Source organism: Flavobacterium calami (assembly GCF_038290035.1).
Classification (GTDB): Bacteria; Bacteroidota; Bacteroidia; order Flavobacteriales; family Flavobacteriaceae; genus Flavobacterium; species Flavobacterium calami.
Window position 1 is genome coordinate 128,061 of the sequence record NZ_JBBYHS010000008.1, and the last position, 14,183, is coordinate 142,243.

Sequence of the window (14,183 nt, forward strand, 5' to 3'; positions counted from 1 at the left end):
TTTGTTTTGGATTTTTATTTATAAGCTTTTTTAGCTATAAGTTTTGATAATGATTTTGCTGTTTTAGCGTAACCTTCTCCAATTCGGGATTCATTGCTGAAATTGTTTCCCCATTGATCTCCCGGTGCTTCTTCACTTGTAATTTCCAATAAAACATTTGATTTATTTGCTGTTTCAACAAATTTTAAATTTGTCGTAACTTTTGCAGGCTGCTTCATAATTCCGGCATCCCATCCCGGATATACCCATACTGTTTTTACTATTAAGGTATAAGGAGTGTTTAATCCTTCCTGAAAATTTAAATCTTTATGCTCTTTAGTTAATACGACATTGGCAATTTCTAAAAATTTAGGAGTCCATATTTGTTCCTTTGCTGCAACCCATTTTTTTTCCCAGATGTTTCCATTTCCTTTTGCCTTTTTGTCTAAATCGGCTTTGTGTTCTTCAACATACTGAGCTTCCGGTTTGTTTTCTTTCATCATAGTAAAACTACTATAATCAAATTCTACGTTAACTTCTTTTTGGTCTTTTAAAAAATTAAAATTTCCATTTACTACATTCATGTCCTGAGCAAATGTAAATCCTGAAACAAATAACAATGCAAATACAATTCTTTTCATATAATTAGGGTTAGTTTAAGGTGTCAAAAATATATTTTTTTTTAAACATCAGCCAGTTTTTTAAAAATTTGTGTAATTTTTTTTACAGGACTTATGTGACAAATTTTTATTTGTAAAGGTGTTATTATGTTTGTTTTTAAAGAGATTTGAAAGGCAAAACATAAAAATTAACTTTCCCTGTTTAAATGCATAACTCACTATTACGTAATTTTGCATTATGTATGCTTTAGTCGATTGTAATAATTTTTATGCTTCTTGCGAACGTGTTTTTCAGCCGGAATTCAACGGAAAACCTGTTGCAATATTATCGAACAATGATGGCTGTGTAATTTCAAGAAGCAATGAAGCTAAAGCAGCCGGAGTTCCAATGGGGGTGCCGGCATTTAAGATTAGGGAATTGGTAAAAGAAAAAAACATCAAATTGTTTTCGTCCAATTATCCTTTGTACGGTGATTTGAGTAATCGTGTAATGAAAATTTTAGAGCAATTTACCCCAAATGTAGAAATTTACAGCATAGATGAGGCTTTTCTGAATTTTGATGGTTTGAATGTTATGGATTATCAGGATTATGGACTTCAAATGAAATCCCGGATTCAAAAATGGCTTGGGCTTCCGGTTTGCATTGGCTTTGCCGAAACGAAGGCTTTGTCAAAATTAGCCAATAAAATTGCCAAGGAATTTCAAGACAGAACCAAAGGTGTTTATGTAATTGATACCGATGAAAAACGGATCAAAGCTTTGAAATGGACTAAGATTGAAGATGTCTGGGGCATAGGTTACCGTACAAAAAAGAAAGCCAAACTTCGAAATATTAACACGGCTCTTGATTTTATTGATCCTGTGCACGAAGCCTGGATTAAGAGAGAAATGGGCGTGATTGGCCTTCGGCTGAAATGTGAACTGGAAGGCAAATCGGTTTTGGATTTAGAACCTTTGCCAGAGCAGAAAAAGAGTATTGCAACTACAAGAAGTTTTCCCAAACAAATATCCGATTTTGATTTACTGCGTGAGCGTATTGTTACTTTTGCCTCTGTGTGTGCAGAAAAATTGCGGAAGCAAAATTCCTGCTGTCATACTATTATTGTTATGCTGGTGATTGATAAACATTCTATAAAATCATCCCAATATTATTTTAATATGGCAATAACACTGCCGTATGCAACTAATTCAACTTTGACTATTTCGAATACCGCCATCGAAATGCTGAAGAAATTGCACAAAGGAAACGAAGGAATCCGCTTTAAAAAAGCTGGCGTTATAGTGACCGAATTGATTGATGAGGATAAAAAGCAGTTTCAGTTGTTTGAAGAAGAAAATCCAAAACATCTGGCTTTAATGAAAGTGATGGACCAGCTGAATAATAAATTAGGAAACCGGAAAGTAAAACTGGCTTCGCAAAACCTTAAATTGACCTGGGATATGAACCAGAATCATTTATCTCCTAAATATACCACTAATTTTAGTCAAATTCTGGAAGTAAAATGTCTCTAAAAAAAGAACCAAAACTGACCTTTTTTCAGCCTGATTTCGAAAGTGACATCAGGATTCCTTATATCCATGAGGGTGTTTCGGCAGGATTTCCATCGCCGGCTGCTGATTTTATGGAAACCAGTATCGACCTGAACAAAGAACTAAGCGAAAATCCGCTGGCTACTTTTTATATCCGGGTCAAAGGCAATTCGATGATCGATGCGGGTATCAACGATAAAGATGTCTTAGTAGTTGACCGAAGCCTGGAACCGCAAAACAATAAAATTGCGATTTGTTTTATCGATGGCGAGTTTACCGTAAAACGCATTCAGGTCGAAAAAGACTGTTTGTATTTGATGCCTGAAAATGCAGATTACAGTCCTATAAAAGTTACTGAAGAAAATCAGCTTATTATTTGGGGAATGGTGACTTATGTGATTAAAAAGGTGTAAGATGCCTTATTTGATGTAATAAGAAATGTGGTAAAAAGAAAGTTCTTTAGTATTATTTCTTTTTCTTATCCTCTAATTTCTTTTCGATAATAGCAACAATTTTATCTGTAGTAGCTTCTTTGTCAAAATACTTTAAGAAAGCTTCATATCCTGGATCTGAATTTTGATAAACTGAATTCGGGTCACGTAAAATATTATTTTGATCCTGCTCAATTTCTATATCTCCTACACCGGTTAAAACCCAATTTATGTTTAAATTAGGATAAACCTGCATAATTTTTTTCAAAATATTCATTCCCAGTGACCTAGAATTTGTTAAAATTGGATGCAAAGAGGTGTATAATATATCATTTTCTATACAGAACTGCCTAAGGTTAACTTCCTTGCTTTCAATGTAGTAGCGTAATCTCTCGCCTTCTGTTTGCATTTTTTTTAAATTTTTGTATTAAAAATGATACAATATATTAATAAATGATATATATTTGAAGTAGTTACTTCGTAGTAAAATCGTAGTAAAAATACAATAATTATATGATTCTAATAATACTTATCTATGATTACAGCCAAACAAAGGAATAAAATGAAGAAAGTCTTTAAAACAGGCTACTCAAAAGAGGTTAAAAAGCTTTTAGAAGAGAAGGAGATCTGGAACAAAAAAGGACTTCCGTTTAGCAATTCTTATATTACTCATGTTTTTAATGGCAGAAATACCAATAACGATATTGAGGAAACGATAATTGAATTGTATCAAAAAAGATTATACGAAGAAACTAAGATTACATTACGCAGAAAAGAAATTTTCGGCAAAAAAATATAGCTGCAGGTGTAAATATAAAATGATGCAGAAAAGAAACACATCAGCTTAAAATCTGCAATGGATTTTAAAAGTAAGTACAGTCTAATCAGGATTAATTATCAAAGTTACAAATCAAATAAATCGAGTAATTATGGCAATAATAAAAAATGAAAGTTTAGAAAACATGGGTTACTTCTCAGATAAACATGGTGCATTAACGAATTTTATTTTTGAAATTTTATCTGTTGAATACAGGGATAATCTGTACGGCTATTTTAAAATAAAGATGACAAACGATAATTCAGGATTTGTGGTTATTGAAAATCTCAGCATTTGTGGTAAGTTTTCTGATTGTTTTCCGGACCGGGTATTAGAAGAGGGTTCCTATTTCTGCCATCCGGATTTGACCCATGAACTTGTACTGGATATTTTTAGTTATGAATTTGATTTGTATAAAAGCAGATTAGTAAAATCTGCATAAAAAAAGATATCCGGATTCAAAATTCCGTTTACCTTGGAATGTAAAAAAATTGGATTAATCCATTTTGTGGTCGTTACTTTTTTACAACATACATACTTGAAAACTCGTTTTTATCATCAAACATCAGTTTTATTTTAAGCGAAGCATTCTTAATTTCGATGTAATTTGAAAATTTTAAATCGTCATAATTCTCAATTTGGTCTGCACTTATTTTCTTAGCTATTTCCTCTTTTGAAGAAAAGGGGTGTAATCCATTTTCAAATGAAATTTCTACACGTTTAAAATCTGTTATGGAATATGCTTTTATGATATTGTATTTTGGATTCTCGCTCGCTTTTTTACTAACATCAAAAAAGAAATAAAAGTTGTTGTAATCATTATCGTAAGTAAGTTCATTAATATCACCCGTACTTCCTTGTATGACAATATTTCGCTCAAAATTTTTACTTGTTTTTGAGTTTGTAAAATCATTTTCACTTGATTTTCCAATTGTAATATCGTTTACATTCCAGTCGTTATGAATAGTAAGAACAGGTTTATTCTTCATATTTTCCGGTTTTGTGGTGTTAATGAGTAACCCCTTAAAGTAATTTTCGTTATTACATCCGTCAAAATCGATCAAACCATTAAAAGTGTCCCAATAACAGGTTTTAGATAATTTTGCGTTATTTAAAATTGTTACTCTGTCATAATCCGGTGAATAAAAAATATATTTCCCCTGTTTTTTTAAATTCCAGTATAAGCCGTTATCTGTGTTGGGATTTTTTGTTCCTTTTCCATATTTGTTTTCAAGTTTCTTGAGAATTTCATTTTTAAATTCTGAAGTTTTCATTTCTATTCTAAATCCATACAAATAATCATCAGCTTTATATTTTTTTAAAAGAGGAGCTAAGTTTTCCTTATTTTTAAGGGGTAATAAATCAATATGACCTCCGCCAGATTTTGTAATACTGTCTGTTTTTAATAATTCTGAGTTGATTTGAAAATATACTTTTTGCTTTTTTAAATCAATACCATCAAAAGTGTATTTGGTTGAATTATCAATTTCTGCCAATAAGCAAAACGGATATTCAACAGTTTCAACTCCAATAAAAATCGAGTCATTAAAATCAATTATGCTTTCTATTTTTTCATTTAAATTTAATTTCATCAAATCTATTTTTTCTTGTTTTTTACAAGAAATTAAAAAAGTCAGTAGGCAGATAGTAGTTGGAATAATTAAGTTTGATTTCATTTTTATTTGATATTTTTTAAATAGAACCATCTCTTTTATAAATTTCATCCACAGTTCTATTATATTTGTCATACAACATTTTCCAGGGTAATTCGTTAGACCTCTTTGGTTTCCAATATTCTTCTGTAATGGTTTTCTCTTCTTCTATAGTTACTTTTTTTGAAACTAATTCCCCTTTTCTATTGTCTTCATAATAATTTATCTCTTCTTTTTTATTCAAATATTTTTCAACCATTTCGGGAAATGCATAAAAATCTCTGTTCAGATCATCTCGCATTCTAATCTTCTTATATTTTTTATTCTTTAGAAAAAAACTGATTTTATTAAGCCACCATGCATTTTGATTTAAACTGTACTGAGCAGGTTTACTTAAATAAATTATCCATTGTGCAGAATTTTCATAATGAGTATTTGGAGAAAAAATTATTGTATCTATCGTCGACCATCTAATGAAACATACTGTTTCAGATATGGGGCTACTTATTTTAAGACCCAAATTATTATGTATAATTGAATGCTTGTTTTTTTCTTGAATTAACATTATAATAGTTATATATTTTATTTATAATTTTTGAATTCAAAGAGAATTATCGAGCAATGAAATGCCTTAATTTCTAAATTGTATAATGGTCTATTCATGATTAATTTTTATTGTCAGTTTCTTTTCGGAACGTATTTAGATTATAATCGTTTAAATTGTTTTCGCGATCAAAAATTTTATAAAAGCCCAAGGTTTTTAATTGCCCGTCTATAATTTTCGTTGTTGTATTTTCTGATTTTATATTTTGGATCTCATTCCCAAATTTTAACTTTAAGTATGAGGAAGTTTCTAGATTCACTTTTACTAAATATTTATTTATTGCCTCATTAAAAGTGTGAAAATCGATATTATTATCGTCATTTATTCTGATTATTGGTAAACCTTTTCTTTTAGGTTCAGGGAAAAGAGAAATTCTGTTATACCAGCTTTGAATATTATATTTAACTGTATTAGGTTCAGAATTCAAAATTATTGAATATTCAAAATTATGATATTCTCCATCTAAAGGTGGTTTATTTAATAAAAAGATAGCTTCAATATTATCCCAATATATTATAACTTTCTTTTCAAGTATAGGAATATCAATTGTAATTGTTTTTTCTGTATAAGCTAATTTCCTTTTTTTTTCTTCAATTTTTTTACCCGTCTTATCTGATATAGGGATTCCAAAATTTATAGCATACATGATATATAAAATAATTATTAGAATACCAGATACAATAATAATTGGTAGATAGCCTATTTTTATTTTAAAAAGAAAGTAATCCAACCATAATCCCCCTGCAAAGAATGAGAAAAGAAAAAAGTTGAATATAATTATTGGATTTATTTTCATAAAAATATACTCGTTTATGTAGTCGGCTGATTAGTTTTTGAGAATAGAAAGATCTATTTGAAGGGTTAAATGATTCTATCTAATAATTTCTAGTGGTGAACCTTTTTCTTTTCTGTGAAAATATACATTAAGACTGAAACCCATAGCATTTTCATCCTTTACTTTAGGATCATATGTAAAACCAGGCAATTTATATGGTAATGTAACACTTACTAACTTTCCATTTGCGTAGAGTTTTAGTTTATATAAATTATCTGGTAATGCAACTAAATCTTTAAATTTTGGATGAAAAGCAGAATTGTTTTGTTGTTCAATTTCTAAATGATTTAGATATAATGTTTTGTAAATTTCATTGTTCTTTGATTTGAAGATTTTTAAATATTCCTCTAGTTTGAAATTTGCATAAATATCTTTAAGTTTAGTATTCCATTGTATAATCTCTTCAAATAATTTTTCTTGATTTTCTTGTGATAAATCAATAGAATTTTTCCACCCGTCAAATTGATAAGGTGTTTTACTTTTAAATTGACCTTTATGTATGTATAACGGAAGATTTTTTTTATCCGTAAAATTTATTTCAATTTCAGGATTTATTTCTTCTTGTGGAACATATTCATCAATAGCTTCTCTAACTACAATTTTAATTTTGGCAAATGCTTTTTCTGATATAGAGGTCGCACCTTTAATGGGTAAAATTCTAAGCTCAAAATTCTGAATACCATCTTCAAGAATTAATAAATTTAAAGGCCAATCAACTGACATTGTCCCATTTTCATAATTATTAAATGACAGAATATCATTAATTAATAATTCTATTGAACATCGGCTTGAAACTAATTCAGCAATATAGGAAGGATGTTTTATCATATTTTCTTGATTTAAATTTTTAGTTAATGTATTTTGGGCAGAAGCATAATTGAAGGCTATTAAGATTAGAAATAACTTAAATTGCTTGATCTCTTTCATAAATGTCATTTACAGATCTATTATATTTATCATAAACTATTTTCCAACGTAAGTTTTCTGTTTTTGCAGGGGTCCATTTTTCAGTAATTATTTTCTTGCTTTCAGTGATTTTAATATCTTTTTGAATTAGTTTTCCTTTTCTACTATCTTGCTCATCAACTGTATGAACGTTTTTAAGATAATCTCTTATTTTTTCATTAAAGGAATTAAATCCTTTAACGAAATCGGTTCTAAGTCTTATTTTTTTGTTTTTTTTAGGTGTCAACCAAAAAACATCTTGTTAAGCCACCAGGCATTCTGTTTTAATGTAATAACAGGTGGTTCTGATAAGTAAATAATAAATTCTTCATGGTCGTGGTAAATTCTGGAATCACCATATATAATAGTCTCTATGGTATCCCATGGGATAAAATGAGTTTCATCACGTACAGGTTTTAAGATTATAAAACCTGTTTTATTATAAGTAATAGTATGTGAATAATCTTTTTCCATAGACATATTTAAAAATATTCTTTTTTTGATTTATAAATAGGTTCTTCAGGTTTCTCTATAATTGTAAATTCTTTTTTAGTGATTCTATAAAGCATCTAATTTTTTTGAAACCTACGGATTGCTAAAAATAAACTCAAGATGATAAACGTAATAATACTTAATACCCCCCATATGGAAACGACAATTAGCTTTATATAAATAAAATACAAACAAAACATTAAAAACAATTGCAGTAAAACAAAATGGGTCTTTAACATTATAAAAAATATTGTTTTTTTATTTTTCAATGGATATCCCAATGAATATGCTGTATATATTAATGAAGTAAACCACCAAAATGTGGAAATTACAAAGAACATAAAGAAAACTAAATAATCAGAAAACTTATGTTCTTGTGTTCTTAACCCTCCTTTTGAGTACGAAATTTTCAAAGTGCTCCCAATAATTGGAACTGATGATGAAGTGTGGGCTGAAGACTCTACTCTAATTTTCTCATTATTAACAAAGAATTCAAACATAGGAACATTATAAGTAACCTCATACCGTCTTTTCATTCGAGAATCTGATTCTTGTTTCGTATAACTGCGATAAGAAACTATAGTTGCCTTATAAACATCTCCATTGTAATAATTTTTCACTATAGAAAAAATACCGACAGTTACTCCGATTGTGGAGAAATATATTAGGAAGCCAATAGTGATTAATGATAAGAATGAAATTAGTTTAGCCAGGAAATTACTTTCTTCTTTCAGGCTCTTAAATTGCGGAATTGACACAATAAAGCTAAACAATAAAATTCCTGAAAGAAAGTAGTTGTCAGTAAAATCCATCTATCTAATTATTTCAAGTTCAGCACTACCTTCGTGCATATCTTTAATCTTTTTGATATTTTTAGCAATCTTTATATCAAATTTCAAAGTTTCTAAATCAGTTTGCGAGTTACATGATGTAACCATGAGACTTATGATAATCAATACTATTAATTGTTTCATATTGTTTTCTAAATAATTTCAAGTTCCGTTTTTCCTTTTGGGATATAAAACATTTGATCGATCATAAGTTCTTCTTTTGTCTCGTTATTGTATAGATAGAAAGCAGGTTCTCCATTTAGTTTTTTGAATGTTGCTAATTTGCCATATCCATAAAATCTTAAGATTGTGTCTTTAGGAAAAGGCATTACTTTAAAACCATTTTTAGCATCGTCAATTAAACCATTAATTCGTGCATTAGATTCAGAACTGCTTAGATACATTGATGTTGCCATATTTTTTTCTCTAACCTTAATTTTTTCGGCAAATTCATTGTACTTTTCTTCTTTAAGAAGATCAGCCAATTTATCATATGCTGTAATAAGTTTTTCTTTAAAATCAGCTACATCTTCTAAATTTTCGCCATCAGTCCATTTGGTTAATGAGTATGTAATCTCAGCTGTAAATTCTGTTGAAGTGGTCAATAACGGAATTTTTTGATTTTCTTCCACTTTTTGAACTGCTGTTTCCGGGAAATCTTTTATATGTTTAAATTCATTATTTGCTACATCGTATAGCCTAACGTTAAATCTTAAAGAGGCTTCAGGATCTAGATTTTGTTGTCCGGAAAGAGGTTTTATAATCGCTTTTACAAATTGTTCCCCAGAATTATAAATAGCGTAATTTACCGGAACATTACTAGAAATTTGCCCTCCAACTTCCATTGTTAATACAGGAATATCGTTTATCAAAATTTCAAAATTGCAGGCTGCGACTGAAAAGTCTAAGGTGTAATAGGGTTCGTATATCATTGTTGCTTTTGGTTTAAGATTTATTTATCCGTTAGTTCTAATTCGTCTAAAGTTCCTTCGGACTTTAAAATTTTATTGTATTCTGATTGTAAGTTTTTTAATTCTGTTTCCATGTCTTTTATATCAATTTTGGGCATTATAATCTTTTTGCCATTTGCATAGATACTTGATACATATATTTTTAAATCTAAATTATAGTCTGAAAGCTTCGGGTTTTTAATTGGATATTTTAAATTTTTCCAGATATGAGGGTTTCTCTCTTTTGCTTCTTCCAGAATAATAGTTGGATATACCGATTCACCGGTTTTTAAAACATAATCCTCCTTTTCATAGCCATGTGATTGTATTGATATTGCATGTTTTGTGTTGATTTCTTTTAGCTCAATTGATATTTCAAAAGGGCTTTTTAAATCAGCTTTTCCAATATATTTATATTCGATTTCTAAACGTGGAGACATTTCTCCAAACCAATCAGTTTCATTCAGCTCTAGGGATTCAATTTTAAACAGATTAAGTTGTTTCTGAATGCTTAATATTGCCGCTCTCTTTTTTTTTAATTTGTTTATTTCGGTTGATAATTTCTCCGCTTCTTTTTTATTACGCTCTTGAAAAAAATCTTCTGCTAAATCGGTAACAGATGAGTAGCTAAGTCCGTCAACAAGTTCTAATGCGATATCATTAAATGATTTGCCTTTATATTTATTTGATTCATCCCATTTTAGAATCATTGCTTTCAAGGCGATTACTCTAATTGCTTTTTCCAGTTTTATTTTTTCATCAGCATTTAATTTTTCTCTACTTTTTCTTTAGAAATTTTAAAATCTTTTTCTGATTTACCATTAAATTTTTCCTGACAGCTTGTAATTATCAGGACAAGTAGAATTAAAATTCGGGTTTTTAGGGTATTAAAATTCATTATAATTCTGGTTAGAAAATAGTTTTTAAGGTTTTACATAATCATCGATATTGAAGTCACTGCCTTCGCTTTCCATAAGCTTTGCATATTGATAATAAGAAATTTGTTTGTTTGTCTTTTTTTTCTCTTCTCCTTTTTTCGTAGTTTGTGAATTACAGCTTTGAATAAGAATGCAGAGAGTGATAAAAATTAAGTTTCTCATAAAAAGCTAATTAAATGATTTAAGGTTCCCACTATCAAAACCTAATGAGCCAATAAAATCTATCCATTCCTTATCCTTTTTTTTGTAAACAAACAAGACTCTATAAAAATCATCATTATTTTTTGTAAAATAATAATAACAGATATTGTTATTTATCCATAGAAAAGTATTAATAGGGCCTAAGCTATAAGTATTTTTTGGCTTTCCAAATAACAGCTTAAGATTATTATGCAATTCATCAGATTCAGATTTTGTGTATAAATTTATTTGGTACATTCCTAAAACATTATTTTTTTCATTGTTAAGGACTCCAATTTCCGGATCAATTTTACCGTAATGAAATATGACATTATTAATGCCCAGATTGTTTTTATTAGCAAGTTTAATTTTGTTGAAAATTAATAATTTATCAGATCTGAAAACGAGCTTTGCATTGCCCATTAAAGTTACTTCATCATTTTTTATTGTATCTTTTTGAGAAAGATTTTCAGATAATAAAACATCATTTATATTTTCATTTAAAGTTAAATTAGCCAAATCAAATGGTTTCGATATTGCTGGTTTTTTCATTTCTTTATCCTTTGTTTGAGAATTACATGATTGTAATAGAATCAATACTAATAAAATGGGTAATAATTTTGCTTTTTTCATTTTGCTTTAATTTATAATAATTGTATTTTAGAACTTAATCCTGTTATTTTTTCAAATTGTTGTATTACATCAAAAGGATCAAAAAGATTTTCTTCATATTTGTAGTCAACTAATTCTTTATCGTGGTCTCCTTTAAAAACTCCCTTTTTTATTAGTAGACCAATTTTGGCTTTTATAACTCCTTTGACCCTTAGTCCATCAAAATTTAACTTGGGTTGATAATAAATGGAAGTTTGTGTACTATTTTTTTCAAATAAAAGACCATGTCCAAAAGTTACAGAGCCAACGGCCTTTCCTGAGACTTCAGCACTTGCATAGGCTTCCCCAATGATAAATACTGCGGATGCTTTTATTTCTATACCAGCTCTAAGTTCTATTTTTAAAATTGTTTCCAATTTAGCTTCTCCATTATTTTTGTCTGAAGCCGTATTTAAATTTAATTTAGAAAATCCATTTATAGTTCCAGTAATTTCTAAATCAATATACATTTTAAGTTTTATGGTATTATCATCTTCATCCAGCCAATCTCTAACTTCATTAAATATTTTCATTGCGGCTACATTTCCTGAACCAGCTGTGGTTGCAGCTACTCCTAATTGCACTAATCCAGCTAACAAATCAATATTTAAACCCAAAGCAATTAAAGGTTCTGCCTTAAAATAGAATTCAATGGCAGTACCTATTTCTAGTGTTTCTTTTCCTTTATTTTGCCCTCTGGCTAAACTCCATTCAGCTCCTAAACAAAAATTTGGAGGATCCATTTCAACCCACAGGGGCCATTTTTTTCCTAACCTAGTCTTGCTTACAGTACCTTTAGTTTGTTCTGTAATTGACTTTGAAAATTCTTTTAAAGAGGCGAAAACTGAATAAAATTGTTTGATTTTTTTTTCATATTTTTTAGTAGCATCATAATGCCCATTATATTTATCACCTTCAATTTTATCCCATTTAGCATCTATAGCTACTCCAAAATCTATTTCTGTCTGTTTCCATCTTTTTTCAGCACCAATTTTTCCTGCTTTACTTTGCATTTCTTTATGTTTCTCCGGAGATAGATTTTGCCATTTTACACTTAGCTTATTACTAAGATTTAAAAAGAAGTGAAAGTCCCACTTAATGTCAGCATAAGCTTTAACTAAAACTGTTGTATTTGCATCATTTGAAAAATAACGACAGGAATGCACGTGAATATTATATTCATTAGCAAATACTTTAGGCCAGATATATAGTATTGGTAAAGGATTTGAAACAGATAGATTTGATTTTACAGGAAAATCTAATTTATTAGTAACTTTATCTATCGAATTTGGATATTCTGGTGAGTTTATTTTTATGTTTTTTTTATGTTTTACGTCTTTAAAACAGGCTTTATTTTGATATTCGGTAATATCTATAGTAAGATTTTGTTCATGACTTGTAGCAATAGTTTCATAAATGATGGTTTGGGCATCATGACCGAAAGCATTAAAAGTAATGTCTACGCGACGGTTTTCTATATATTCTTTTTCGTCTTTGTGTTTTATGTTGTCTCTGCCTTGTTTGTCATCGGTTGGGTTTACTTCACCTCGTCCTGTAGAGACAATTCTGTTGCCATCTAAACCCCCATCAATAAATATTTTTTTCACGGCATTACTTCGTTGCTGAGATAATTTTTGATTATATTGTTCCTTACCAATAACGCATGCATGACCATCAATTTTTATTGTTGAATACTGTGCCCCTAACAAATATTGCAAAACATTATTGAGGATTGTTTTGGCATCAGACGTTATATCATATTTATCAAAATCAAAAAGGATTGTTTTGGCGATAGGTGTTTTAGGATTTGATACATTTTTTAAATTTTCACCATTATCAAAAATTAGTGTTGGTTTTTTTTTGTCTTCTGTAATGCTAATGGATTGAAATCTGCAAAGTTCGAATCGTTCTTTAGTTTTTTCTGGTTTACCGGTTTTTAAAGGTGATAAATTAACAGGAGGTTTTATTTCTTCAGAAACAATTTTTTTATTAATTCTTAAAAAACGTGCATGTACGGTGTCATTGTATTTTTCATCCGGAATATAAAGTCTATTGGAAGGGTCAAAAACTTTGATATAAAATTCTTCTTTTTCTTTTATATTCTTAAGCTTAGGATACCACGTATTTGTACTTTTAATTTCAAGATTAATTTCTCCATCGGTAACATCCACACTTGTATATCTGTAAACAAGTGGATCTGTCTGATAATCTAAATGTCTAAAAATGTCGATGCATAAATTTTGGTGACCGTTTAGCCCTTCGGTCATTAAATTAAGATAAACCGTTTCTCCATAATTGAAGAGATGATCTTTTCGAACATCTTTTCCATCTCTGGTTGTCGACCATTTACTGCTAAGTATTCTTGTAGGACAATCGCCTCTTATTATTAAACCTGTTTGATTGACTAAATCTCTTTGCCCAGAAATACTTGCTTCTAAATAGTATTCAAAAGGCCCGCATAAAGCTTTCGGGATACTAATTTTTTTAGGTTCATATGCGGGTTGCGCTCTTTGTACAATAACGGTTTTCTTTCTACGGTCTTGTAAAATCCATGTTAAGGTTTTTTTCTTATCTGCTTCCGGAGTTCCTTGATGCCATAAATCTACTTCAAAAGAAACATATTGATCGGGATGTATTACAACTTTTTTATTAGGAACAGATAAGCTCGAAATTACTTTTCCGTCTCCTGTCCATTTTATTCTTTTAACACCTTTTGCCATTTAGTAAA

The 14,183-nt window shown here is 29.4% G+C and carries 18 protein-coding genes; 4 read left to right on the forward strand and 14 right to left on the reverse strand.

Annotated features, from left to right (window positions below; translation table 11 throughout):
• Positions 1-14: 14 nt before the first annotated feature.
• A complete protein-coding gene (locus tag AAEO57_RS08925; RefSeq protein WP_341691740.1) occupies positions 15-620 on the reverse strand; it encodes a hypothetical protein in 606 nt (201 codons plus the stop codon).
• A gap of 217 nt (positions 621-837) precedes the next feature.
• Here AAEO57_RS08925 and AAEO57_RS08930 point away from each other — a divergent pair, with 217 nt between their 5' ends.
• Both AAEO57_RS08930 and AAEO57_RS08935 read left to right on the forward strand, forming a co-directional pair.
• Positions 838-2,112 carry a Y-family DNA polymerase gene (locus AAEO57_RS08930; RefSeq protein ID WP_341691742.1) on the forward strand — a complete coding sequence of 425 codons (1,275 nt, stop codon included), beginning with the start codon at positions 838-840 and terminating at the stop codon, positions 2,110-2,112.
• Positions 2,103-2,543 (forward strand): LexA family protein, encoded by a 441-nt coding sequence (locus AAEO57_RS08935; RefSeq protein ID WP_341691744.1) that lies wholly within the window; start codon positions 2,103-2,105, stop codon positions 2,541-2,543. The genes AAEO57_RS08930 and AAEO57_RS08935 overlap by 10 nt, the downstream gene beginning before the upstream one ends.
• 52 nt (positions 2,544-2,595) lie before the next feature.
• Here AAEO57_RS08935 and AAEO57_RS08940 read toward each other — a convergent pair whose 3' ends face one another.
• Positions 2,596-2,970 carry a hypothetical protein gene (locus AAEO57_RS08940; protein WP_269234176.1) on the reverse strand — a complete coding sequence of 125 codons (375 nt, stop codon included), beginning with the start codon at positions 2,968-2,970 and terminating at the stop codon, positions 2,596-2,598.
• 153 nt (positions 2,971-3,123) lie between these two features.
• On the opposite strand from AAEO57_RS08940, the gene AAEO57_RS08945 reads away from it, so the two are divergent.
• Together AAEO57_RS08945 and AAEO57_RS08950 are read left to right on the forward strand one after the other, a co-directional pair.
• The gene (locus AAEO57_RS08945; RefSeq protein ID WP_025572974.1) at positions 3,124-3,360 is read left to right on the forward strand and encodes a hypothetical protein; all 237 of its coding nucleotides are present in this window, start codon (positions 3,124-3,126) and stop codon (positions 3,358-3,360) included.
• Positions 3,361-3,490: 130 nt separating this feature from the next.
• Positions 3,491-3,820, forward strand: a complete 330-nt coding sequence (locus AAEO57_RS08950) for a hypothetical protein (protein WP_223681242.1) — start codon at positions 3,491-3,493, stop codon at positions 3,818-3,820.
• 73 nt (positions 3,821-3,893) lie between these two features.
• Here AAEO57_RS08950 and AAEO57_RS08955 read toward each other — a convergent pair whose 3' ends face one another.
• The 12 genes from AAEO57_RS08955 to AAEO57_RS09010 form a co-directional block, all read right to left on the reverse strand.
• A complete protein-coding gene (locus tag AAEO57_RS08955; protein ID WP_341691752.1) occupies positions 3,894-5,054 on the reverse strand; it encodes a hypothetical protein in 1,161 nt (386 codons plus the stop codon).
• A gap of 16 nt (positions 5,055-5,070) precedes the next feature.
• Positions 5,071-5,595: a hypothetical protein gene (locus tag AAEO57_RS08960; protein ID WP_341691754.1), complete on the reverse strand. Its 525-nt coding sequence runs from the start codon at positions 5,593-5,595 to the stop codon at positions 5,071-5,073.
• A gap of 100 nt (positions 5,596-5,695) precedes the next feature.
• Positions 5,696-6,430 (reverse strand): hypothetical protein, encoded by a 735-nt coding sequence (locus tag AAEO57_RS08965; RefSeq protein ID WP_341691756.1) that lies wholly within the window; start codon positions 6,428-6,430, stop codon positions 5,696-5,698.
• 75 nt (positions 6,431-6,505) lie between these two features.
• The gene (locus tag AAEO57_RS08970) at positions 6,506-7,396 is read right to left on the reverse strand and encodes a hypothetical protein (RefSeq protein WP_341691758.1); all 891 of its coding nucleotides are present in this window, start codon (positions 7,394-7,396) and stop codon (positions 6,506-6,508) included.
• On the reverse strand, positions 7,374-7,661 hold the full coding sequence (locus AAEO57_RS08975) for a hypothetical protein (protein WP_341691760.1): 288 nt from the start codon (positions 7,659-7,661) through the stop codon (positions 7,374-7,376). Before AAEO57_RS08975 ends, AAEO57_RS08970 begins: the two co-directional genes overlap by 23 nt.
• Positions 7,658-7,894, reverse strand: coding sequence for a hypothetical protein (locus tag AAEO57_RS08980; protein WP_341691762.1), 237 nt, complete (start codon positions 7,892-7,894; stop codon positions 7,658-7,660). Before AAEO57_RS08980 ends, AAEO57_RS08975 begins: the two co-directional genes overlap by 4 nt.
• A gap of 994 nt (positions 7,895-8,888) precedes the next feature.
• Positions 8,889-9,668: a hypothetical protein gene (locus tag AAEO57_RS08985; RefSeq protein WP_341691764.1), complete on the reverse strand. Its 780-nt coding sequence runs from the start codon at positions 9,666-9,668 to the stop codon at positions 8,889-8,891.
• A 20-nt stretch (positions 9,669-9,688) separates the two neighbouring features.
• On the reverse strand, positions 9,689-10,405 hold the full coding sequence (locus AAEO57_RS08990) for a hypothetical protein (protein WP_341691766.1): 717 nt from the start codon (positions 10,403-10,405) through the stop codon (positions 9,689-9,691).
• 47 nt (positions 10,406-10,452) lie between these two features.
• On the reverse strand, positions 10,453-10,584 hold the full coding sequence (locus AAEO57_RS08995) for a hypothetical protein (RefSeq protein ID WP_341691768.1): 132 nt from the start codon (positions 10,582-10,584) through the stop codon (positions 10,453-10,455).
• 25 nt (positions 10,585-10,609) lie between these two features.
• Positions 10,610-10,786, reverse strand: a complete 177-nt coding sequence (locus tag AAEO57_RS09000; protein ID WP_341691770.1) for a hypothetical protein — start codon at positions 10,784-10,786, stop codon at positions 10,610-10,612.
• 6 nt (positions 10,787-10,792) lie between these two features.
• The gene (locus tag AAEO57_RS09005) at positions 10,793-11,437 is read right to left on the reverse strand and encodes a hypothetical protein (protein ID WP_341691772.1); all 645 of its coding nucleotides are present in this window, start codon (positions 11,435-11,437) and stop codon (positions 10,793-10,795) included.
• Positions 11,438-11,448: 11 nt separating this feature from the next.
• Positions 11,449-14,175 (reverse strand): OmpA family protein, encoded by a 2,727-nt coding sequence (locus AAEO57_RS09010; RefSeq protein ID WP_341691774.1) that lies wholly within the window; start codon positions 14,173-14,175, stop codon positions 11,449-11,451.
• Between the last annotated feature and the right edge of the window lie 8 nt (positions 14,176-14,183).